This window comes from Paenibacillus sedimenti (assembly GCF_014534655.1).
In the GTDB taxonomy this organism is placed as follows: Bacteria; Bacillota; Bacilli; order Paenibacillales; family NBRC-103111; genus Paenibacillus_E; species Paenibacillus_E sedimenti.
Map to the genome: position 1 here is coordinate 306,751 of NZ_JACVVD010000004.1, position 21,952 is coordinate 328,702.

Sequence of the window (21,952 nt, forward strand, 5' to 3'; positions counted from 1 at the left end):
AAAATAATTCATATCGATGTATAATGAACTCAAACGGAGGGGATATTCATGGAACGTAAGGTTGCAAACATATATGAGGATACTCGCGAGCTTTTGAACCAAGTAAAAGATGAGTTTGATTTTAAAAGCGATGATCAGGCCGTTAAGTTCTTGTGTCAATTGTTCATGGCTGACGATCGGAATGAGCTATTAAAGCGATATATCGAAATCAAGAAAAAGGCGGGTGAATAACCCATGCCCATTTACGAGTATCAAAAGGGCGGGAAAGCACATTACTATTATGCATTCGAAGTGAAGGACGCTAGCGGAGAAAGAAAGACAATTAAGAAGCGCGGCTTTACCGGAAAGAAAGAAGCTCGTGCAGCAGAAGCAGAGGCACGTGTATCATGGGAGAAGGGAAATTATATAGATCCTTCGACCATGCTTTACGGTGAATATGTGAAGAATTGGCTAGCGAACAAACAAGACATTTCAGACCAAACGAGAGCAACGAATGACGGACATTTAAAAAATCACATTATTCCTGAGATCGGTCAGATCCCATTACAAAAGGTAAATGTTACTCACATTGAAGGGATGGTCAAGAAACTTCAAGAGAAGGGCCTCGCTCCGGGGACTGTGAAAAAAATCTATAATCTTGTCCAGACATCTTTTAAAGACGCAGCAATAAAAGAGTTGATTGTGAAAAATCCTTTCAACTTGCTTGCTGACGGTTCAAAGCCAAGAGCTAAAAAAGCCTCTGTTGATTATTGGACGGTGGATGAGGTCAGAGAGTTCCTTGGAGGATTTGAACATCGCTTAAAGATCCTATTCATTCTTGCAATATACACTGGCATGCGCCGCGGAGAGATATTAGGATTGAGATGGAAAGACGTTGATTTCGATAATGGCCAGATCCGTATTAGTCAGATTCTAGCCTTCAAAGGGAAGATCAAAGATGGTGCCAAGACAACTGCTGGTAATCGATCTATCTCAATACCTCCAGTTGTGGTTGCTGAATTGAAGAAGCATCGAACTGTTGTTATTCAAGAAAAATGGGAAGCAAAAGATAATTACAAAGACAACGATCTTGTTATTTGCGGTAAAGATGGACGACCTGTTAGCTGGAGTAATTTCCATAAATTCTGGATTAGGCGATTAGAGAAGGCACCAAACCTTCGGAAGATCAGATTCCATGATCTAAGGCACACTTGTGCTTCACTCCTTTTAAGCGCAGGCACGCACCCAAAAATTGTACAAGAGTTGCTTGGACACTCATCGATCAAAGTAACGCTCGACCTATACTCACACATGATGCCTAACATTCAAGCTGATGCAGTTAAAAACTTAGAAAAAATGCTCACTTGATTCCTTTGGGATTCTTTAGTTATCCATCATTTCCTACCAAAATTCCTACCAAGATCAAAAAAACGACCAAAAACAAACGCTCAAACCCTTGTTATATATGGGTTTGAGCGTTTTTAAGTGGTTGGAAATAATCTTCCTGCCCCGAAGGTTCAATTATGATTTTGTTTGTTTCATTTCGCACTTACTTAATACAAGTAACATTAAAAGAAATATTAGCACCACAAAAAGAAAAAAGCAAGGATTTTTCATCCTGCTTCATTTGTTGCCCCTTCCATTTTTCGACCTCTCGTTTGCTAACCGATCTCATTTGATTTTCGCAATGTTGTCAACTTTTACATTCCTTGATTCCAGAGAAACGTCCTCTGCATGTAACCCGGATTCTCATCTGTCTTAAACGGTGTAGTTACATTAACAAGTTTGTTATCCAGGTAGACATTCCGTGTCTCTGTTGGAGACCAATACAGGTTATAGCCCGTATATGAGAAACCAAATGAGCAATTTGTAATGATATTTGACATATATGTTTGACTAAATAGCTTGAAACCGCCAAACGCTTTGTCACAATCACTGATTTCATTTCTAACATATTCACATTGTTTCTGCTCATCATTCACGATCGCCGCCCTAAATCCTGCAAAGACATTATTATAAACTGAATACTTGGAGCCATTGATCCCTCCAGATGCCCCCATGTAAATTGCCGTTCCTCTTCGACCTGTATTCTTGAAAGAGTTTTTATAAATGTTGATGTTTGTAGAACCGCTGATACAGTTGATTACTTTGTTGTTTACTGAAATATCGGAAAATGAATACCCGCACTCATCAAATTTGTTATTAAAAACTACAATATCCTTTGAAGAATTCTCAATATGAATAGCTTCTCTTTGGATTCCATAGAACTGATTGCCTGTAATCGTAATGCCATTACCTCGGGCTATACCTATTGCAAATCCATCTGACGCCCCAGTCGTTGTAAAAGTATCAAATTTGTTATTAATAATTACGATGTCCGTAAAATCTGCTCTATTACTTTCAAAGTAATCATAACCACCGTTAAAAAAATAGCATCCTCGGATGATCAAGCCCTTTCCTTTTGAAGTAGCATAAAGTAACACACCATACCCGGATTTATCGAATTTACAATCAGTTATGATCGTGTCGTTTACGGGCATTAAAGGATCGTTGTTGAAAGCAATACCCTGCGAACCATTAGAAAAATACACTTTGTCGATTCTCAGTTTTGAAGTGCCGCCAGCAATGTTAATACCAATTTCTCCTGAGTTGTTTAACGACAGCTTGAGGTTCGAAATCGATGAATCTTGTCCATTCGTATTGATTACTGCGGAACCGGCATAGGCAGCACCCGATGCTGGTTTGATTTCAGAAGGTTCCCCATTCCCAAATAAGCTAACTTTAGATGGTATAGTAAGTGCGCTGGATATTAAATATGTTCCGTTAGGTACGTAGACCGAACCACCGCCAGAGGTACTACAATCATCAATGGCAGCTTGGATATTCGCCCTATTATCTGTTGTCCCATTTCCTACAGCTCCATAGTCTGTGATATCGAAAAATTGCCCGGACATGTTTCAAACACCTCCTAATTTATTGTCCTGTTTGTAAGATGGGATGATCAATCAAGATCATCTCTCTCTAAGATACATTATTAAAAATCTGACCAATAGTTCCAGCAAATGCTAATTTTATCTGATCAATAGTTCCGCCTATGTAACGAAAAAAATATTTAGAAGAAATGAAACATGATGATCCGTATTCATTTTGTATTGTTTAACACAGTTTCTTTCAAAACAACATGTTATATTAGGTTTATTGGACTAATTGACTGAAAGGGAATAGGCCTTATGGAGAAGTATCTCATTGTTAAAGAACTAGATTTAATTGGTGATAACCTCGCGTCTCTTAATAAATGTGTGGATATGATTTACAACATACAAAGATCACACGGTCCGCTTGTCGAAGTGGTAACCATTTTAAAATATGAGAAGCCTAAATTGTTTCCTTTCTTAAAATCCAGATTGGAAAGCAACCCTGTATTTAAAATGCTGTTCGAGGTTTCATTTGAGTATCAACAAGCTAAAAAAAGTCTAGGATTACGGTAATTTCGATGGCAAATTAATAAACGCTCGATCCCTTGATGCTTTTGGGATTGAGCGTTTTTGTTTAAGCTAATCTTCAGTTGCTTCCTTCGTTTATGTAACCCTTGAAATTTGGCCATACGTCATAATTTTAATCTTTAATATACCTATTAGGTATGTTAAAATCAACTTGACTTTAATTTTTAAGGAAGTGTATCCATTGGAGTTTGTTATCTTGGGGCTTCTGTTGATTCGCAATCTAACACAATATGATATTAAGAACGTATTACAGCAGAAAGTATCTCCATTTTTTAGCGCAAGTCTTGGAAGTATTCAAGCAGCATTAAAAAAACTAGAGAGCAACGGCCATGTTGAACTTACGGAAGTAGTTGAAAGTGGCCGGAGAAAAAAGATCTATGCAATTAACAATCTAGGAAGGCAGTACTTCATGGACTGGATGTTGTCTTCTATCGCTCCGAATCGTTTGGAGCAGGATGTGACAACACGATTATTTTTCTTAGGATTTATGCCACAACCGAAGCGTGTTGAACTTGTAAAAGCAGTCGTTACTCATCTTGAATCCACGGTCCATGAATTTGAAGCTTCTTTTACTGAAGCCACTCAGAAAGAAGTGCCGGAACATCTAAAGCAAGTGGTAAAATACCAACTTAAAACATTGGATCTGGGACTCTTTTATCACCGGAGTATGTTGGAATGGTTTAACGAACTTTTAACTGAACTGGAGGGAAGCCCGCATGAACAGCGTAATGAATAAGACAAGAAAACTGGTATTCAAAAAAGCTCAAATCTCTTATTACGTTATAGAAAATAAGGGAAAAGAAACGATTTTGATGTTACATCCGGGATTTGCTGACCATAACATATTCGAGCTGCAAATTGATCATTTTAAGGATAATTATCAGGTAATCTTAATTGATATGCCTGGTCACGGGGAAAGCCAAATCATGGGATCAAAAGTCACGATAAAAGATATGCCGGAAATTTTAAACCAAGTATTATTCGAAAACGACATCATTTCCTGCCATCTTCTTGGTGTCTCATTAGGCTCACTTGTCGCACAAGCGTTTGCAGATCGTTATCCGGATCGAGTAAAGTCAGTTACCATCGTGGGAGGATATTCGATTCATAAGGCGAATGAACGAATATTGAAGGCGCAAAGAACTGAAGGATTAAAGTGGATCCTGTACATTCTTTTTTCAATGAAGAAATTTCGAAGGTATGTTACTTCCGTTTCATGTCATACCGATGTGGCCCGTGATATGTTTACTCGCGGGATTCAACGCTTTAGCAGACGATCATTTTCTGCTATGGCGGGAATGAACACATTTTTTACAACAAAAGATACCCCTATGACGTACCCTCTTTTGATTATCTTCGGGGAACACGATCTTAAGCTGGTTCACGAAGCGGCGATGGAACTCCATCAATTAGAAAAACATTCTCAATTGGTGCTTTTACCCGGGGCGGGACATTGCGCAAACGCGGATATGCCAAATGAATTCAACGTTGTTGTAGAGAACTTTTATCGCAAAAAAGCGCAGTTTCATTAACTGCGCTTTTCTCTCAAATGTTCAGCTATCGTGTTTCCCCAAGATTTGCGTCAATTCTTTCAAGAACATGTTGATGTCCTTGAATTGCCGGTAGACGGAAGCAAAGCGAATGTACGCCACTTCATCGACCGGGTACAATTGCTCCATAACGAGCTCCCCGATGGCCAAGCTGTCCACTTCGGCATGTGCGGTATTACGAAGCTGCATCTCTACTTCCGAAACGATAACCTCCAGCCGCTCCATCGATACCGGACGTTTCTCGCAAGCTCGAATCAAGCCCCTCATTACTTTCTCTCGACTAAATTCTTCCCTGCTGCCGTCTTTTTTAATCACAATAAGCGGCGTTTCTTCCACCATCTCAAATGTCGTAAATCGCCGCGCGCATTTCTCGCACTCTCGACGGCGGCGAATCGACTTATTTTCGTTCGCAGATCGGGAATCGAGCACTTTCGTACCGTTAAAGTCACAGAACGGACATCTCATTCGCTCTCTTCTCTCCTTTCTTTCCTGGTATGTTACCAGATGTTACTTGTTATGATCAATAAAGAAACGCACATAATACAATTACCAACGACAAGGAGGTGAACAGACATGGCAGCAGGACAATCCCGCAGCAGCAATGTTTTAGTAGTTCCCCAAGCTAATGCAGCGTTGGATCAGCTGAAATACGAGGTAGCGCAAGAACTCGGTATCGCCATCCCTCAAGATGGATACATGGGTAATATGGCTACTCGTGACGCTGGTGCCATCGGTGGTAACATTACTCGTCGCCTGGTACAGATTGCAGAACAATCTTTGGCTGGTCAATTCAAGTAATCTTGAATCCTAACCTTTGATCTGCAAAGAAGAAGTATTGGACTTAACGCCCCGTCAAGGAGCTAGTCCAATGCTTCTTTATTTATACCCGCAGTTGAATCAGTCCATTGCTTATCATACAGCTTCGTATACTTCTCATAATAATAGAGCACTCGCTGCACATAATGCCGCGTCTCACCGAACGGGATCTGATCAATATTTGCTTCCGTACCGTCCCAAATCTCATTTTGCTTCCATTTATTCACATTCCCTTGACCTGCATTGTAAGCGGCAATGGCATAAACCAAATTCCCGCTATAATGCTTGGTAAGCCAATTCAAATACCAAGCTCCCAGGTTAATGTTGACTTCCGCATTCACTAAATCTTCCTGTGAGTGAGGCCCCAAATTTGCTGACTCCACGATCCAAGCTGCCGTATCCGGCATAAGCTGCATAAGGCCGATAGCCCCTTTGTGCGATTCCAAATGAACCTTATAATTCGTTTCAACCCTGATAATTGCAGCAATCAGAAAAGGATCTATATGATGTTTCGCCGCACTTTGGCGAATTTCCTTCTCGTAATAAATCGGATACAATTTTCTTCCTATAAGTGTACTATTCATGAACAGGATCAGGACAAAACAAATCAGCAGAAGTGCGAAAACCCGCTTCTTGCGAAAAAATGTCATGAAAGCCCCTTCCTAAACCAAAACTGGTCGACCTGGCGACTCGTTTCTTCCCTCGTCCCGCTATTATCAATGACAATGTCAGCCAGTCCCCGCTTTTCTTCGATCGATATTTGCGCAGCCAGCCTTTCTTGTGCAGCCATCTCCGTTATACCGTCACGCAGCATAAGTCGCTCCACTTGTACCTCTCTGGGAACATACACGACCATTACTTCTTGAAACATCGACGTAAGACCGGATTCATACAGCAGAGGCACGTCAATTACAACCAGCTTCTGTGGGTGCTCACGCTCTGCAGTTTCCATCTGTTCACGCATTAACGAGCGGATCGGCGGGTGCAGTAAATTTTCCAGCTGCTTGCGCGCTGCGGTATCAGCAAAAATGATCTCGCCAAGTTTTTTGCGATTCAAAGATCCGTCCGCATGCAAGACCGCTTGTCCAAATTGCGCAGCAACCCTTTCCAAAACAGGGCTGCCGGGCTCAACAACGTCGCGGGCCAATTGGTCCGCATCTACTAATATGGCGCCGCGGCTGACTAGCATGGCACTTACTGTGCTCTTGCCGCAAGCGATACCTCCTGTTAACCCGATATTCATATGAAGATGCTCCTTCAAGTATTAAAACATTTTCATAATACCCATCAAAATTAATATACATCCTGGGAGGATCGAAAGTTTCTTCATCCAATTCATCTCTGCATAGCGGAAACCGATCCGTAGTCCGATAGCAATGAACGTACCGCTTGATAAAGCAATAACCGATGCCGTCAAGGCAGGGAGGAAACCAATCAGAGCAGCGCCTATGCCTGCGCCGAAAGCATCCAGGGAAAGTGCCAACCCGAGCAATGTGGCTTCTGAAGCCGAGATGTTGCCGGATCGATCCACATCCGCAATGGAAGGAGTCCGCAGAATTTGTATTACGAGACCGAATCTTTTCAACTCAATGCTCAAAATCTCTTTCGTCCTCTGGAGTGTATCAAATGTCTGAACCACTAGCTCGCCTGTCAGCTGGGAACCGTCCTTTGCAGGATGGACGGATGATATGGCAGACTTCCCATGCTCTTGGACTTCTAAAGTCTTTTGTTGCCTCATCTGCACCAAAGCCCAGATGCCGATGCCAATAAGAATCAATGCGCCTACTCGTTTGGCGAATATCGGACTCATGAAGGAGGACATCAGAACACCGATTTGCATAGAAGCAAATATAATAATTCCCGACCAAATCGATATAATGCCAATGGATAGGAGCGGTATTCGAATTTTGCGCAGGCCGTACATGACACCGACACCGAAACCGTCCAAAGAGACTGCAAACGCGAGAATAAGCAAAGAAACCGCAGGAAGCATAAGACCCCTCCTAAGAGTTTTGCCCCAAGAGTATACAATTCCCTGGGCTAAGTACTCCATATCCTATGAGGAGGGTGGGCATCGCGTGCCTAATTCACGGTTTTCTTTCGCACTCGCTTCCGTTTAAGCGGTTGGCATGCAGGGCAAATATGCGTCCCTCTGCCGCCTACAACCGTCTTGTAAATCTCGCTTCCACACTTTTTGCAGGGCTCGGATTGACGTCCATAGATGTTCAATTGATGTTGAAAAAGGCCGATTTCACCTTGTCCGTTGACATATGATTTTATCGAAGAGCCGCCGACTTCGACCGAATCCAGGAGTGTACGAACAATCGCTTCGTGCAGAGCTTCAAGCTCTTTACGCGTCAGCGATGACGCTTCCCGCTCCGGATGAATGCCGGCCAGAAAGAGAGACTCGTCTACATAAATATTCCCGATCCCTACGATATATTCTTGATTCAAAAGGAGCGGTTTAATCTTCGTGGAACGATTCGCAATCCGCTCTCTGAATGCTTCGAACGTGAACGCCTCATCAAGCGGCTCCAAGCCCAGTTTGTGCAGCGGGGCCTGTTTCAGCTCATCGCCCTTGGGGAACAAATGCATCGTGCCGAACTGCCGGACATCCTTGTACCGGAGCTCGGTGCCATCGGTAAACCGGAACAGCACATGCGTATGGAGCTCCAGCGGATCATCGCCTTGGTACAATCCGTACCGCCCCTCCATACGCAGATGCGAGACCATGACATAATCATCGAGGACAAAACGCAGGAATTTCCCTCTACGCTCTATCGTTTGAATCGTTTGCCCTTGAAGCAGCACCTCGAAGAGATGAATATCATCCGGCTTCTGAATAATGCGGGGCAGTCGAACCTGAACATGCTCAATGGTTTTGCCGGCGACGAGCATATTCAGGGTGCGTTTGACGGTTTCGACTTCAGGTAGTTCGGGCACCGGACATCACCTCTCTAAAAAAAATTAAAATGAATGTTTAAAAAGTCGGCTTTCAGAACCGAGAAGGTTGGACGAAATCCGGAGAACGAGAAACGGAGCTGAGAGTTTTCCGGAGGAAAACTGGCTTCGTAAGCATCCCTGTAGTGGGGTACTACGTGAGTACCGCAGTTCCCGGATTTCGTTCAAGATTCGATGCCGATTAAGCGTCCTGAGACGACATCGTTATCAAAGTGGTATTTTAAAACCTCCTTACTTGGCGTCGTACCAGGTTAGGCCGTAGTCTACATCCGCGCGCAGCGGAACGTCAAGTTTCAAAGCGCCGGCCATTACTTCCGGGACAATGCGCTTCATTGTCTCAAGTTCCTCTTCAGGAACTTCGAAAACAAGTTCGTCATGTACTTGCAGCAGCATGCGGCTTTTCAGCTGCTCTTGCTTCAGGCGCTCAGCCATCTGCACCATAGCGAGCTTGATAATATCCGCAGCCGTTCCCTGGATCGGCGTATTCATCGCCGTCCGTTCTGCAAACGAACGCAGATTAAAATTTGAAGCCGTAATTTTAGGCAGATAACGGCGGCGCTGCAACAACGTCGTCACATAGCCGCTACTGCGGGCATCTTTGACGATATCATCCATATATTTGCGAACCCCTTGGAATACGGCAAAATATTGTTCAATGAAAGCAGCCGCTTCCTTGCGGGTAATGTCCAGGTTCTGAGACAAGCCGTAATCGCTGATGCCGTAAACGATACCAAAGTTGACGGCCTTCGCTTGACGGCGCATGTTCGAGTCGACGTCGCTCTCGGCTACGCCGAAGACGTCCATCGCCGTCTTCGTATGGATGTCCATATTCTGAAGGAACGCCTCCTTCAGCTTCTCATCCTGCGAGATGTGCGCGAGCACGCGAAGCTCGATTTGCGAGTAATCCGCGGCAAGAATGTACCATCCAGGCTCGGATGGGACGAACACTTTGCGGATTTTGCGGCCCTCCTCCAGACGAATCGGAATATTCTGGAGGTTCGGGTATTGGCTGCTGAGGCGGCCAGTGGCGGCGATCGTCTGACGGTAATAGGTATGCACCTTACCGGTCTCCGGCCGCACCTCTTTGAGCAGCCCTTCGACATACGTCGATTGCAGCTTAGCCAGCGATCGGTAGTTCAAGATTTGCCCTACAACTTCGTGGTAGGGCGCAAGCTTTTCCAGTACCTCGGCGTCCGTCGAGTAGCCGGTCTTGGTCTTCTTCCAAGCTGGCAGACCCAGCTTCTCAAACAGAATTTCGCCAAGCTGCTTCGGCGAGTTGATGTTGAACTCTACGCCGGCGAGGTCGTAGATTCGCGCCATAATGATCTCGAGCTGCTTCGCGAGTTCGTCGCCGAACGCCTTGAGGTCTGCGGCGTCCACCTTGATGCCGCGCAGCTCCATCTCCGCGAGCACGCCGGCGAGCGGCAGCTCCAGCTCATAGAAGAGGCGATGCATCTCGCCCTTCTCAAGCTCTACGCGCAGCACCGGAACGATGCGCGAGATCGTCTGCGCTTTGCGGCACAGGTGCTCGCTTAGCGCAGGCAGTTCCGGCAAGCGGAACTTCGCGCCCTTGCCGAAAATATCTTCATCGGCCTTGATGCCCGGCAGGCCGTATTTGCCCGAGAGGCCGCTGAGCGTCAGATTCGATTCTGTCGGATCGAGCAGATAAGCGGCCAGCAGCACGTCGAAGTCCACCCCGCGAAGTTGGACACTGTGCCAAGCCAGCGCCAGCTCCGCACGGTGCTGGTCAAACAACTGCTTCTTCTTCGAGTCATCGCTTAGCCAGTCACGGACAGGCGCACCCGCTTCGCTTATCAGCGTCTCAAACGGCAAGTACATGCTCTTGCCCCCGTCTTCTATATAGAACGCTACGCCAACGACTTCCGAATGATGAGGATTCTCGCCGACGATCTCCACATGAATCGGTGCACTTTCGCCCAATGCTGAGACTAGCTCTTGCACGCTTGCAGCTGTTACGATCTGAACATCAAGGCGCTCTACAACCTGGTCGTCCTCAGCCGCAGAGCCTCCTGCAAAATCCATTTTTTCCAGCAGAGACTTGAACTCCAGCTTGCGGAACATCCCTGACAAAGCTTGTCCGTCATAGCCTTCGTAGCGGAACGACGACCACTCTGTTTCCATCGGCACTTCACGGAAAATCGTCGCCAGTTCCTTGCTCATGATCGCATCTTGAGCATGTTCCTCGACTTTTTCCTTCATTTTGCCTTTCAAGCTAGCCGTATTCGCCAGCACCTCTTCCACGGTGCCGAATTCATGAAGCATCTTCAATGCCGTTTTTTCGCCTACACCCGGGATACCCGGAATATTATCCGACGTATCGCCCATCAAACCTTTCAAATCGATGATTTGGTTAGGTGTAAGCCCGTATTTTTCCTTGATTTCCTCAGGATTGTACCGTTCAACTTCAGTGATACCCTTACGCGTAATGGCCACGGTTACATTGTCGGAAGCAAGCTGCAGCATGTCCTTGTCTCCAGAAACGAGCAATACTTTCTCGCCTCTCTCGTCAGCGATTCTGGTCAGCGTTCCGATAATGTCATCAGCTTCATAGCCCGTCAGCTCAAACTGCGGGATTTGGAACGCTTTCAGCAGTTCTTTGATGAGCGGGAATTGCTCCGAAAGCTCAGGAGGCGTTTTCGCTCTTCCGCCCTTGTATTCGGTGTATTCTTTATGTCTGAATGTTATTTTGCCCGCGTCAAATGCGACCAAAAAGTGAGTCGGCTTTTCTTCCTCAATTAATTTGAGCAGCATGGTCGTGAAACCATAAACCGCATTCGTATGCAATCCACTGGAATTGCTGAGCAGCGGTAAAGCATAAAAGGCTCTGTTGGCGATTGAGTTACCATCAATAATAATAAGCTTATCCATAATTGCGCACCCCGATTTTAAACATACTCTCTTCATCATAGCATATGAAATAAAAATAAAAAAACAGTTGCGCACATAAACATGTAGGGAAGCAAATATTTGGTTAAGCGGTCTTCAGAAGGAGGTTCTCCAAATGAGCCCTTTTTTTTCCCCGACACGTAAAAAGGTCATCTTTTTCGATATGAATAATACGATCCTGGATCGCAGGCAGTGCTTTGATTCGGCTTTTCTTGAAGTGATGAACGACTATACAGCCCGGTGGGATCCTGAGGATCAGAATTGGTCGTCACAAGATGCTCTGCAAAGCTACAAGCTGGAATGGGGCCGGCACCGGAAGGCGCCCGTCCGGAGTCCCATATCGCCCGACGAGCTTCGGCATATATGCTTGCGCAAAGCGTTGCAGCCGTTCCCGGTCAACGTCAATCCGGCATTTACACGGTCTTTTTTCGAACAGGTCGAGGAGCAAGAAGATAACTTCGTCGCTCTCTTCCCGGGCGTTGAAGACACGCTGGAGGCTTTATCGAAAAACTACAAGCTTGCAATTATCAGTAACGGCAACAGGAGGCGGCTGCAAAGCAATCTGCAGAAACTTAAACTGACGGCCTGGATCGAGCAGGATCGGCTATTTAGTTCGGAGAAGGATGGGCCGCGTAAACCGCATCCTGCAATCTTTGAGGCGGCCATGAAGACGATGAGCACAATTGCAAGCCATAGCGTCATGGTCGGTAATTCGTGGCGCAACGACATCGTAGGTGCGACCTCGTGCGGAATGGATGCCATATGGATTCATCCGGGGAATATCAAGAAAATATCGGAACGCCGAATCGGCAAACAGAAAGTCGTGATCGTTCGTTCTTTTAAGCAGCTTCAGTACACGTTCTAGTTCAAGGCCCTTAACATATGTTTTGGAAGTAATAAATACTTCCCTGATGGGCCTTCGCTTTCTTTTTCAACAGCGCAGCACACTGCGAAATTTGTTCCAGCGAAATGGGCGTATCACAACTGCAGACGACAAGCGAGAGCGAAAGCGTTACGCCCTCACTCTTTACCGGGTTACCGGCCCGATCTCGGACATAATCCCACTCTTCACCCTCATAAAACAACTGTACGCCCTGATCAAACCGGCGAATCATTTCCTGGCATAGCAGTTCCGGAAAGCTGGTGGCTGAAATCGCAATAAAATCGTCGCCTCCAACATGCCCGACAAAATCATGCGGTGTCCCGCATACTGCGATTGCCTGCTGCATAATATCCGCTGTGTACTGAATCAATTGGTCCCCTCTTTGAAAGCCGAAACGGTCATTGAACCACTTGAAATAATCCAGATCCGCATAAACGACATGAAACGGTTTGTTTTCTAATATTCGCTTGTTTAGCTCCCTGTTGATTTGCAGATTGCCAGGCAGCCCGGTTAGCGGATTGGCGACTCGAGCCGACTCCATCCGCACATTCGTAATGCTCTCTAGAATCGCTCTGATGGAAGCTGATCCCACCAATTTCCCCTTACTTGTAATAATGACCAGATCATACAAGCGTTGAATCGAACGGGAAGTTGCCATTTGTGACACCTGCTCCACAGCCATATACTCATCTACAATTAGGGGGGCATCGTCCATGATACTATCAATCGTGCGATTCCAGAATAAGGAGAACGCGTACTGCCCGGTCAACTGCTGAAAAAAACGGTCCCTCATCATAAGTCCAACCGGACTGTCCTCGCTCACGATCACGGCACCGACGGCCTCCTGATTTTTTTTCAAATAATCAGCCACTTCGGAGATAACCGTTTTCTTGTCAAATACCTTCACGGGGGTCGCCAAATCCCCGATCGTCCAGGTCATCCCGCTTCCCTCGACTTTGCGATGCTGCCAAATCAGCGTGCGGTGGCTTTCCTCAACTTGAACCGGACGCTCAGAAGGTCTTCCAATCAAATAACCTTGCGCATAGTGAACCCCAAGGCGTGTTAATTTAATCAATTCGTCCGCATGCTCGATCCCTTCTGCAATGAGTGAGATGTTCAGTTTCTGCGCAAAAGTCACGAAGGTTTCCACGATGTACTCTTTGACTTTATTCGTATGTATGCTTTCGATCAGTGAACGATCGATTTTTATAAAATCCGGCTGCAGCTCGGCAATCGCTTGAAGGGAAGAGTAACCGGCTCCCGCATCATCAATCGCAATCCGGTAGCCTTGTTTCCGGTAGTGCTCCAGTATTTTTTTTGCCAGGGAAAAATCCTCAATAGAGCTTCTCTCGGTAATTTCGAACACGACATTGCTGGGGCGGAGTCCGTACTGGTGCAAAACCTCCAGCGTTTTACCGGGAACAAACTGCGGATCATATAACACTTGTGATGAAATATTGATGAAGAGTAGCTGCTGATGATGTTCAAGAATTGAACCTTGAATGGCTTTTTCACGTGCAAGCTTCTCCAGTATGTATAACTCCCCTTGCTTTTCAGCGAACTCAAACATCTCCAGCGGAGAGTGAAAGATGCTCCCTTTCGGACCGCGCGCTAAAGCTTCGTACCCGAATACACTCCCATCTTGTAAAGAAACGATAGGTTGATAGACCGAATATATCGACTGCTGTTTAATGATTTCCTGAAACTGCGATAAAGAATCTGACTGAACGCTCATAGCTATCATCCCTTATAGGAAGTTAATAAAGCCCACTTCGAAAACGAAGTATCTCCAGAAGTCAATCGGCATCGAATCTTGAACGAAACCGGGAAGTCCGGTACTCACGTAGCAAATCACTACGCTCCGTTCCTCCTTCTCCGTTTTCGTTCAACCTTCTCGGTTTTGAAAGCGGACTTTTTTAACTTTCATCTTATTATTTTCATAAAAATACTTGTCCTTATATCTTACCAAACCAAATAACAAGCTTTATTAACTTTATGTAAAATGAATGTAAAGAGTTGCCAAGAAAAAGAGGGAATTCGCTCTTTCTCCCGAAAAAGAAAACGAGGGATTGTTAGGTGTGTACGTGCTAAGGAAAAGCACAGAAAGGATATGAAATGGAACAACAAGTAAAAATCTTGGCGGTAGATGACCGTTATGAAAACTTGCTGGCTCTGAATAGCATATTGGCATCATCTCAATACGATATTGTCTCGCTTCAATCGGGAGAAGAAGTTCTCAAATACTTACTAAAAGAATCGCCGGATCCTATCGCCGTCATCTTGATGGACGTGCAAATGCCCGGATTAAACGGTTACGATACGGTCGAACTGATCAAGCAGAGGAAGTCCTGTCAAGACATTCCGATCATCTTCCTTACCGCACTCAGTATGTCGATCGAGCATGTATTGAAAGGCTATCACGTAGGTTCCATCGACTATTTATTTAAGCCTATACACCCTGATTTACTCAAAATGAAGGTGGACGCATTCGTCAAACTGCACCGTTATCATCAAAAAATCAAGGTGCAAAGCGAGCTTCTGCAAATGCGAACGCTTGAACTGGAAGAATCGAATCGAAGATTAGCCCAGGCGGAAACCAAGTTAAAAGAACAGAATCTCCTCCTGGAGCAATGGGTCGAAGAGCGAACCTCCGAATTGGTTGACGCCCATGAAAAGCTGATGAAATCCCAGGAGCATTTCAAGAAAATGTTCATCTCTTCCCCCTGCCTTATGGCGATTCGCCGATTATCGGACTATATCTATATAGAAGTCAATGAAAGCTGGAAACATTACACCGGTTACGGAGATGAAATCATTGGCACTGCAGCAAATTTTATAAGACCGGAGCTCGGCGAAGTTGTGCCGATCAATCAAGTCATACACAATTACAAGGTGAAATACGAAACCAAATCCAAAGAAATCCGCACAGCATTGCTATCGACTGAAATTATTGATATCGAAGATGAGAAATGCTTGCTTCAAGTCGCCATAGATATTACGGAGAATTTGAGATATGAAACGGAGATGGCGCGTCTTGCCCAGTTGAATCTAGTCGGTGAGATGGCCGCGGGCATCGCGCATGAGATTCGCAACCCGATGACAACAATTCGAGGATTTCTTCAATTATTTCGTGACAGTAAACGCAAAATGGAGAAAGAATATATCCACATCATGCTCGAAGAACTCGATCGTGCCAACAACATCATTACCGAGTACTTATCTTTGGCCAAAAACAAACGGACGCATCAACAAATGGAACACCTGAACCGCATTATTGAAACGCTTCAGCCATTAATTCAAGCAGAAGCCGTAATGTCGGGCAAGCATGTCCAGTTCCGTCTGGACGATTGCCCCGAATTAAGTCTGGACGATAAAGAGATCCGCCAATTAATTTTGAATATGTGCATGAATGGACTGGAGGCTATGGAAGCTGGAAGTACGCTGACAGTGGAAACGTGTAAAGAGGCTAAGCACGTGGTACTTAAAATCTCCGACGAAGGAACAGGCATTCATGAAGAACATCTTGAGAAGCTGGGTAGACCTTTCTTTACGACCAAAGATCATGGTACCGGATTAGGCCTCGCAATCTGCTACAGTATCGCTGCGAGACATCATGCGCCTATTGAAGTACAATCCAGCAGTAAGGGAACGACCTTTCTGATTCGCTTTGCTATCCGGTCAGAATGAATGTGACCAGCAGAACGAATTTAGGGGCTATCCTAATGTCATCTGAAGACATCAGGATAGCCCCTTAGCAGTTAAGCCTATATGTTTAAGTCTTTTCTCTTACCCGTTACCATATAAATAACGCCTTCGCCGATATTGGTCGCATGATCGGCAACACGCTCCAAATTATGCGCGACCAACAGCAGGTGGGTCAATTGACGGTTCCGGTTGTAATCCTCGCTCATCAGGCTTATTAGTTCCTGCATCACAATGCTGTACAGTTTGTCGACGCGGTCGTCTCTCTCGGCAAGCGCTGACGCGCGGTGCACATCACGCTCTGTATAAGAGTCGAGGCTTTGTTGCAGCATCTCAATTGCGATTTCAGCCATTTGCGGAATAATTTCAAGCGGCTTCACCAATTCCTCACCCGCTAAACGAATCGTGATTTTGGCAATATCAACGGCGTGATCCGCAATACGCTCCAGGTCCGTTGCAATTTTGAGCGCGGTGCTGATAATGCGCAAGTCACTTGCCATCGGCTGCTGCAGTGCTATCAAACACAGTGACAACTCATCGATACGCGTCAAATAATCGTCGATCAGATCGTCGTTCTTGATAACCTGATCTGCCGCCTTCTCATCTAACTTGGCCAAAGATTCTACAGCTGAACGAACCAAATTTTGCGCACTGTCTCCCATGTCAAGCAGTTCTTTTTGCAATAAAACCAGCGATTGATGAAACCCCGGTCTTGCGTCCATTTGCTTCACCCCTTCCTGCTAAGTTAACCGAATCTTCCTGTGATATAGTCTAATCCACTTTAATTTTATGCGTATCGTCTATGTTTATTTCCCCCCGTTTTTAAACATTTTATTTACTTTGTGATAATACTCCAATTACATATGCACCGTACAATAAAGTTATCTTAAAGTGGCGGAGGCATCCAAATATGACAGTTAAATTAATACTTTCATTTGTCTGTTTATTATCCTTATCTGCTTTAGGTATCGGTACAACAGAGAGTCAAATTGTGCGTTCGTACTCACCAGAACATTATGACTCCATAGAACAATTTGAATATGAATTTGAGTGGTTAAACGGCAAGATCGAAGCCAATCCCTACGGCACAACTAAATAATCCATTTAGTGATGCCTTCGGGCTTGTCTCATAGGAACATAAAAAAGGAAGCTGCTGAATTCAATCAGACCCCTATTAGGTCAGCATTTGAATATCAGAGCTTCCTTTTCACTTGTTATCAGGACTTATACATTTAAATCATTGCGTTTCCCAGTAACCATATATATGACGCCCTCACCGATATTCGTGCAGTGGTCGCCTACGCGTTCCAAGTACAGTGCTGCAAGCATCAGTTGTGACAGCTGCCGGTTTTTTACGAAATCTGCACCCATTAATCGGGTTAGTTCGTCAACAATGCTGCTATACAGTTTATCAACTTCATCATCCTGCTCAGCCAATGCCGCTGCGCGGTGGATGTCGCGTTCCGTATAGGAAAGAAGGCTTTCTTGAAGCATAATTTTCGTAAGCTCTGCCATCCTAGGAATATCTACGAGCGGCTTTAATAATTCTTCACCGTTCATACGAATACAAATCTTCGCGATGTCAACCGCATGATCGGCAATTCGCTCCAAGTCCGTGGCAATTTTAAGCGCCATGCTTATGATTCGGAGATCACCTGCCATTGGCTGCTGAAGGGCAATCAGACGGAGAGAACTCTCTTCGATGCGAATCAGCATGTCATCAACGAGGTCATCCTGCTCAATCGTTTGTTTCGCCAGCTTTTCATCCATTTTTGCTAATGCTTCAACGGCTTGATGAATCAAATTCTCAACTTGGCTCCCCATACTGAGCAGGTCTTTTTGCAAAGATTCTAAGGATTGGTGAAAACTAAATCGGTTGTCCAATATGGAGCTCCCCTTTTCTCGATTCTCGATAGCTTGTTTTATCCGAAACGACCTGTAATATAGTCTTCCGTTCTTTGATCAGAAGGCATAGTGAAAATTTTATCCGTGACATTCGATTCGATGACCTCACCATTTAAGAAAAATGATGTATCGTCCGATATCCGTGCAGCTTGCTGCATGTTATGGGTGACGATAATAATCGTATATTTATCTTTAAGCTCTCTAATCAGCTCTTCGATCTTTAATGTTGAGATTGGGTCCAAAGCTGAAGTCGGTTCATCCATTAACAAAATTTGAGGATTAACCGCTAATGCTCGGGCAATACACAGACGCTGTTGTTGACCGCCCGACAAACCGTATGCTGACTTTTTCAGGTTATCACTTACTTCCGACCAAAGGGCAGAAGCTTTTAAGCTGCTTTCCACGATATGATCTAATTGAGCTTTGTCCGTAATTCCGTGAATACGGGGACCGTAAGCAATGTTATCATAGATGGACTTCGGAAAAGGATTTGGTTGTTGGAATACCATTCCGATATTTTTGCGAAGAAGCTCTACGTTAACATCGGGATGATAGATATGCTGGCCGTCAATTTTAACTTCCCCTTCAATCCTGATTCCTTTGATCATATCATTCATCCGGTTTAAGGTACGCAACAAAGTGGACTTTCCGCAGCCCGAGGGACCAATAAAAGCTGTAACAGAATTCTTTTTTATTTGCATACCGACATTTTTTAAAGCATGAAATTCTGAATAATATAAATTTAGATTATTGATGCTAACTATAGACATAAAGTAATCCCCCTGGTCCTATTCTAAAACTTCCGTTGGTACTTGTTCCGTAAATAAATGGCGAAAGCATTCATACTTAGCAGCATGACAAGCAAAACAATTATACCTGCAGCGGCAACATAAGAAAATTCAGCTTGCGGTTGGCTCGCCCAGTTATAAATTTGAATTGGCATAACAGTGAAAGTATCCATAGGTGATTTAGGCAAAAATGCTACGTAGGAAACTGCACCAATAACAATAAGAGGGGCTGTTTCACCAATTGCTCTGGATAAGGATAAAATAGATCCGGTCATAATTCCTGGAAGTGCGGACGGCAGTACAACGCGAACAATAGTTTGCCACCGGTTAGAGCCAAGTGCGTATGAAGCATTTCTTAGCGACTGCGGAACGGTTTTAATCGCTTCTTGGGATGACACGATAATAATTGGAAGAACAAGCAATGTCATCGTAAGTGCACCTGACAATATACTCCGTTCCAATGCGAGTAGCCGTACAAATACAGTTAAACCAAGCAGGCCGTATACAATTGATGGAACACCGGCGAGATTCGCAATATTTGTTTGAATAATTCTGCTTAATCTTGTGTCTTTAGCATATTCTTCCAAATAAATGGCTGTAGATACACCGATGATAAAAGTCAGTGGAGCCGTAATCAACATCAACCATAAGGTTCCTACTAAGGCTGCTTTTATGCCAGAATTTTCCGGGATTCGTGAAGAGAAGTTTGTAAGGAAATCCCAGCTTAGCCAACTGCCGCCCTGAACGATCACTTGGATTAACAATAAGGCAAGTGCAACTACGCCAAAGCAGGTCGAAGTGTAAAACAACGAGTGGTAAAATTTATTTTTTCTTTTCCGTTTATTGACATGCTGCAGTTCTGTCGTTGTTGCCATCAGTATTCCTCCCTGAACTTTCTGGAGATGTAACCAGCCAATATATTCATAACGAGGGTCATGATGAAAAGCGTTATACCTACCGCATAAATCGTCAAATATTCAATAGAACCGTACCGCGTATCCCCTGAACTAACCGATACGATATATGCCGTTAACGTTTGTATGCTTTCCAATGGATTAAAAGACAAGTGAGCCATGTTACCGGCTGCTAATGTCACAATCATGGTCTCGCCAATGGCTCTTGACAATCCGAGAACGAAGGAAGCTACGATCCCAGACAATGCAGCAGGTACAACTATTTTAATAGCCACCTCTAGTTTGGTCGAACCAAGAGCGTAAGCGCCATTGCGCAATGCGTTTGGAACGGCTACCATGGCATCTTCACTCATAGAAGAGATGATGGGTATGATCATTATCCCTACAACAATACCTGCACTCAGTGCGTTAAAAATTTCTGTTTGTGGGATGACGAACTTAAGAATAGGCGTTACAAATGTTAAAGCAAAGAAACCATAAACGATCGTAGGAATCCCTGCAAGAATCTCAAGGATAGGCTTCAGCACATTCCTAACTTTGGGTTGAGCATATTCACTTAAATAAATGGCACTTCCCAATCCGATTGGGATTGCCACAATACTCGCAATTAGAGTTACAAGCAAAGTTCCCGAAATTAGCGGCAGAACGCCGAATTTGGGGTCACTAAATAACGGTGTCCATTCAATTCCGGTTATAAACTCCCAAATCGGAATTTCTCTAAAAAAGCCTATGGATTCAAAAACCAGGACAAACACAATTCCTACAGTAGTTAAGACTGAAATCACAGCAAAAAATGCCAATATTTTAGGTATCAGCACGTCGGACGAAAGGATGCTTTTTTTCTTCTTAAAACTTGTTATATTATTTTGATCCTGACCTGCATTTGAGATCTCTTTTATATTCGTTTTCATCACTTGTTCCATTTCCATTAGCATTTCCCCCACATTTAGCATTTGATATCATGAAAACCGTGACATACCATAGGACTTGCACTATGGATGCCACGGCTTCCTTACTTGTATTGGGCGGATGATTAAATTATTTCAGCTGATCCAAGTTTTTATTCATGACATCTTGCGGAAGTTTAATATATTTAACAGCTTCCACCAATTTTGCTCCATCAGCACTGTTGTAGAATTTCAAGAATTCTTTAATGTGCGGCTGTTCAATGGATTTCTTTGTTGGATATACATAGATGTAACGTGCAAGCGGAACGTATGTCATTTTTTCGATTGATTCATGTGAAGGCAAGACAGCTGGAGAATTTGCATCTTTTTTGATGGCAACTGCGTTCAGCTTTGCTTCATTTTCTTTGTAGTAGGAGTAACCGAAGTAACCCATTGCAAACTCGTCACCAGCTACACCTTTTACAAGAACGTTATCGTCCTCGGAAGGAGTATAATCGTTGCGGGATTCTTTCGCTTTACCGTTGATTGCTTCTGTAAAGAATTCGAATGTTCCGGATGCAGTTCCAGGACCGTACAGCTTAATTTCTTTATCAGGGAATTCCGGACGAATTTCATTCCATTTTTTGATTTTGCTATCTTTGGACCATACTTTTTTAAGTTCTTCAACAGTCAATTCTTTAGCAAAAGTGTTCTTTTTATTAACAACTACAGTGATACCGTCAAGCGCTACCGGCATTTCGACTGCATCAGTACTTTGTTTAGTTTTCAGTTCTTCTAATTCTTCTTTCTTGAACTTACGGGACATATCGGCAATGTCAATCTCACCAGCGATTAGTTTCTTTGCGCCGTTACCGGAACCAGATTCTCCAACAGTGATTTTAACATCCTTATTCTTTTTCATAAATTCTTCTGCAACCGCCTGAGAGATCGGGAATACTGTGGAAGAACCATCGATTTTGATATCACCTTTCAATCCAGCAGGTGCCGGAGCAGCAGTTGCAGCAGGTGTCGCAGTACCTGCAGCAGGTGTTGCACCTTGATTTTTTTCAGGAGCTTTACCACACGCAGTTAAAGACAATGCTAAAACAACGGAGGATAATACGATTGTGCTCTTACGCGTCAAAACTTTAAACAAC

At 44.3% G+C, this 21,952-nt stretch carries 22 protein-coding genes; 8 read left to right on the forward strand and 14 right to left on the reverse strand.

Going from position 1 to position 21,952, the window contains the following annotated elements; genetic code table 11:
• Positions 1-48 precede the first annotated feature (48 nt).
• Positions 49-231, forward strand: a complete 183-nt coding sequence (locus tag ICC18_RS14295; RefSeq protein ID WP_188175096.1) for a hypothetical protein — start codon at positions 49-51, stop codon at positions 229-231.
• A gap of 3 nt (positions 232-234) precedes the next feature.
• On the forward strand, positions 235-1,347 hold the full coding sequence (locus ICC18_RS14300; RefSeq protein ID WP_188175097.1) for a tyrosine-type recombinase/integrase: 1,113 nt from the start codon (positions 235-237) through the stop codon (positions 1,345-1,347).
• Between the two features lie 332 nt (positions 1,348-1,679).
• Here the strand turns inward: ICC18_RS14300 and ICC18_RS14305 are convergent, their stop codons facing one another.
• A complete protein-coding gene (locus ICC18_RS14305) occupies positions 1,680-2,933 on the reverse strand; it encodes a glycosyl hydrolase family 28-related protein (protein ID WP_188175098.1) in 1,254 nt (417 codons plus the stop codon).
• 730 nt (positions 2,934-3,663) lie between these two features.
• Between ICC18_RS14305 and ICC18_RS14310 the strand changes: the two genes are divergently transcribed.
• Positions 3,664-4,218, forward strand: a complete 555-nt coding sequence (locus ICC18_RS14310; protein WP_188175099.1) for a PadR family transcriptional regulator — start codon at positions 3,664-3,666, stop codon at positions 4,216-4,218.
• Positions 4,199-5,014, forward strand: coding sequence for an alpha/beta fold hydrolase (locus ICC18_RS14315; protein ID WP_188175100.1), 816 nt, complete (start codon positions 4,199-4,201; stop codon positions 5,012-5,014). The genes ICC18_RS14310 and ICC18_RS14315 overlap by 20 nt, the downstream gene beginning before the upstream one ends.
• A gap of 21 nt (positions 5,015-5,035) precedes the next feature.
• On the opposite strand, the gene nrdR is transcribed toward ICC18_RS14315, so the two are convergent.
• Positions 5,036-5,497, reverse strand: a complete 462-nt coding sequence (gene nrdR, locus ICC18_RS14320) for a transcriptional regulator NrdR (RefSeq protein ID WP_188175101.1) — start codon at positions 5,495-5,497, stop codon at positions 5,036-5,038.
• Between the two features lie 108 nt (positions 5,498-5,605).
• On the opposite strand from nrdR, the gene ICC18_RS14325 reads away from it, so the two are divergent.
• Entirely contained in the window at positions 5,606-5,830 is a 225-nt protein-coding gene (locus tag ICC18_RS14325) for an alpha/beta-type small acid-soluble spore protein (RefSeq protein ID WP_188175102.1), read from the forward strand.
• A 62-nt stretch (positions 5,831-5,892) separates the two neighbouring features.
• Here ICC18_RS14325 and ICC18_RS14330 read toward each other — a convergent pair whose 3' ends face one another.
• The 5 genes from ICC18_RS14330 to polA form a co-directional block, all read right to left on the reverse strand.
• Entirely contained in the window at positions 5,893-6,498 is a 606-nt protein-coding gene (locus ICC18_RS14330; RefSeq protein ID WP_188175103.1) for a lytic transglycosylase domain-containing protein, read from the reverse strand.
• Entirely contained in the window at positions 6,495-7,091 is a 597-nt protein-coding gene (gene coaE / locus ICC18_RS14335) for a dephospho-CoA kinase (RefSeq protein WP_188175104.1), read from the reverse strand. Before coaE ends, ICC18_RS14330 begins: the two co-directional genes overlap by 4 nt.
• Before the next feature lie 21 nt (positions 7,092-7,112).
• On the reverse strand, positions 7,113-7,841 hold the full coding sequence (locus tag ICC18_RS14340) for an MntP/YtaF family protein (RefSeq protein WP_188175105.1): 729 nt from the start codon (positions 7,839-7,841) through the stop codon (positions 7,113-7,115).
• 89 nt (positions 7,842-7,930) lie between these two features.
• Positions 7,931-8,791: a DNA-formamidopyrimidine glycosylase gene (mutM, locus tag ICC18_RS14345; protein WP_188175106.1), complete on the reverse strand. Its 861-nt coding sequence runs from the start codon at positions 8,789-8,791 to the stop codon at positions 7,931-7,933.
• 249 nt (positions 8,792-9,040) lie between these two features.
• Positions 9,041-11,698 carry a DNA polymerase I gene (polA, locus tag ICC18_RS14350; RefSeq protein WP_188175107.1) on the reverse strand — a complete coding sequence of 886 codons (2,658 nt, stop codon included), beginning with the start codon at positions 11,696-11,698 and terminating at the stop codon, positions 9,041-9,043.
• Positions 11,699-11,831: 133 nt separating this feature from the next.
• Here polA and ICC18_RS14355 point away from each other — a divergent pair, with 133 nt between their 5' ends.
• The gene (locus tag ICC18_RS14355) at positions 11,832-12,581 is read left to right on the forward strand and encodes an HAD family hydrolase (RefSeq protein WP_188175108.1); all 750 of its coding nucleotides are present in this window, start codon (positions 11,832-11,834) and stop codon (positions 12,579-12,581) included.
• A gap of 10 nt (positions 12,582-12,591) precedes the next feature.
• Here ICC18_RS14355 and ICC18_RS14360 read toward each other — a convergent pair whose 3' ends face one another.
• Entirely contained in the window at positions 12,592-14,334 is a 1,743-nt protein-coding gene (locus ICC18_RS14360; RefSeq protein ID WP_188175109.1) for a GGDEF domain-containing protein, read from the reverse strand.
• A 380-nt stretch (positions 14,335-14,714) separates the two neighbouring features.
• Between ICC18_RS14360 and ICC18_RS14365 the strand changes: the two genes are divergently transcribed.
• On the forward strand, positions 14,715-16,286 hold the full coding sequence (locus ICC18_RS14365; RefSeq protein WP_188175110.1) for a response regulator: 1,572 nt from the start codon (positions 14,715-14,717) through the stop codon (positions 16,284-16,286).
• Between the two features lie 77 nt (positions 16,287-16,363).
• Here ICC18_RS14365 and phoU (ICC18_RS14370) read toward each other — a convergent pair whose 3' ends face one another.
• Complete coding sequence (gene phoU, locus ICC18_RS14370) at positions 16,364-17,023, reverse strand: phosphate signaling complex protein PhoU (protein ID WP_188175111.1); 660 nt, start codon at positions 17,021-17,023, stop codon at positions 16,364-16,366.
• Positions 17,024-17,211: 188 nt separating this feature from the next.
• On the opposite strand from phoU (ICC18_RS14370), the gene ICC18_RS14375 reads away from it, so the two are divergent.
• Entirely contained in the window at positions 17,212-17,400 is a 189-nt protein-coding gene (locus ICC18_RS14375; RefSeq protein ID WP_188175112.1) for a hypothetical protein, read from the forward strand.
• A gap of 125 nt (positions 17,401-17,525) precedes the next feature.
• Here the strand turns inward: ICC18_RS14375 and phoU (ICC18_RS14380) are convergent, their stop codons facing one another.
• The 5 genes from phoU (ICC18_RS14380) to ICC18_RS14400 all read right to left on the reverse strand — a co-directional run bounded on the left by phoU (ICC18_RS14380) (position 17,526) and on the right by ICC18_RS14400 (position 21,951).
• The gene (gene phoU / locus ICC18_RS14380; RefSeq protein ID WP_188175113.1) at positions 17,526-18,185 is read right to left on the reverse strand and encodes a phosphate signaling complex protein PhoU; all 660 of its coding nucleotides are present in this window, start codon (positions 18,183-18,185) and stop codon (positions 17,526-17,528) included.
• A 38-nt stretch (positions 18,186-18,223) separates the two neighbouring features.
• The gene (pstB, locus tag ICC18_RS14385; RefSeq protein WP_188175114.1) at positions 18,224-18,976 is read right to left on the reverse strand and encodes a phosphate ABC transporter ATP-binding protein PstB; all 753 of its coding nucleotides are present in this window, start codon (positions 18,974-18,976) and stop codon (positions 18,224-18,226) included.
• A gap of 23 nt (positions 18,977-18,999) precedes the next feature.
• Positions 19,000-19,869, reverse strand: coding sequence for a phosphate ABC transporter permease PstA (pstA, locus tag ICC18_RS14390; RefSeq protein ID WP_188175115.1), 870 nt, complete (start codon positions 19,867-19,869; stop codon positions 19,000-19,002).
• The gene (gene pstC, locus ICC18_RS14395; RefSeq protein WP_376745639.1) at positions 19,869-20,837 is read right to left on the reverse strand and encodes a phosphate ABC transporter permease subunit PstC; all 969 of its coding nucleotides are present in this window, start codon (positions 20,835-20,837) and stop codon (positions 19,869-19,871) included. Before pstC ends, pstA begins: the two co-directional genes overlap by 1 nt.
• 109 nt (positions 20,838-20,946) lie before the next feature.
• Positions 20,947-21,951, reverse strand: coding sequence for a PstS family phosphate ABC transporter substrate-binding protein (locus ICC18_RS14400; protein WP_188175116.1), 1,005 nt, complete (start codon positions 21,949-21,951; stop codon positions 20,947-20,949).
• Position 21,952: the final 1 nt, after the last annotated feature.

Excerpts from the sequence above, each read along its gene's own strand:
- ICC18_RS14295 (WP_188175096.1), top strand. The coding sequence starts at position 49 with ATGGAACGTAAGGTTGCAAACATATATGAGGATACTCGCGAGCTTTTG.
- ICC18_RS14300 (WP_188175097.1), top strand. The coding sequence starts at position 235 with ATGCCCATTTACGAGTATCAAAAGGGCGGGAAAGCACATTACTATTAT.
- ICC18_RS14305 (WP_188175098.1), bottom strand. The coding sequence starts at position 2,933 with ATGTCCGGGCAATTTTTCGATATCACAGACTATGGAGCTGTAGGAAAT.
- ICC18_RS14315 (WP_188175100.1), top strand. The coding sequence starts at position 4,199 with ATGAACAGCGTAATGAATAAGACAAGAAAACTGGTATTCAAAAAAGCT.
- nrdR (WP_188175101.1), bottom strand. The coding sequence starts at position 5,497 with ATGAGATGTCCGTTCTGTGACTTTAACGGTACGAAAGTGCTCGATTCC.
- ICC18_RS14325 (WP_188175102.1), top strand. The coding sequence starts at position 5,606 with ATGGCAGCAGGACAATCCCGCAGCAGCAATGTTTTAGTAGTTCCCCAA.
- ICC18_RS14330 (WP_188175103.1), bottom strand. The coding sequence starts at position 6,498 with ATGACATTTTTTCGCAAGAAGCGGGTTTTCGCACTTCTGCTGATTTGT.
- coaE (WP_188175104.1), bottom strand. The coding sequence starts at position 7,091 with ATGAATATCGGGTTAACAGGAGGTATCGCTTGCGGCAAGAGCACAGTA.
- ICC18_RS14340 (WP_188175105.1), bottom strand. The coding sequence starts at position 7,841 with ATGCTTCCTGCGGTTTCTTTGCTTATTCTCGCGTTTGCAGTCTCTTTG.
- polA (WP_188175107.1), bottom strand. The coding sequence starts at position 11,698 with ATGGATAAGCTTATTATTATTGATGGTAACTCAATCGCCAACAGAGCC.
- ICC18_RS14355 (WP_188175108.1), top strand. The coding sequence starts at position 11,832 with ATGAGCCCTTTTTTTTCCCCGACACGTAAAAAGGTCATCTTTTTCGAT.
- ICC18_RS14360 (WP_188175109.1), bottom strand. The coding sequence starts at position 14,334 with ATGAGCGTTCAGTCAGATTCTTTATCGCAGTTTCAGGAAATCATTAAA.
- ICC18_RS14365 (WP_188175110.1), top strand. The coding sequence starts at position 14,715 with ATGGAACAACAAGTAAAAATCTTGGCGGTAGATGACCGTTATGAAAAC.
- phoU (WP_188175111.1), bottom strand. The coding sequence starts at position 17,023 with ATGGACGCAAGACCGGGGTTTCATCAATCGCTGGTTTTATTGCAAAAA.
- ICC18_RS14375 (WP_188175112.1), top strand. The coding sequence starts at position 17,212 with ATGACAGTTAAATTAATACTTTCATTTGTCTGTTTATTATCCTTATCT.
- pstB (WP_188175114.1), bottom strand. The coding sequence starts at position 18,976 with ATGTCTATAGTTAGCATCAATAATCTAAATTTATATTATTCAGAATTT.
- pstA (WP_188175115.1), bottom strand. The coding sequence starts at position 19,869 with ATGGCAACAACGACAGAACTGCAGCATGTCAATAAACGGAAAAGAAAA.
- pstC (WP_376745639.1), bottom strand. The coding sequence starts at position 20,837 with ATGGAAATGGAACAAGTGATGAAAACGAATATAAAAGAGATCTCAAAT.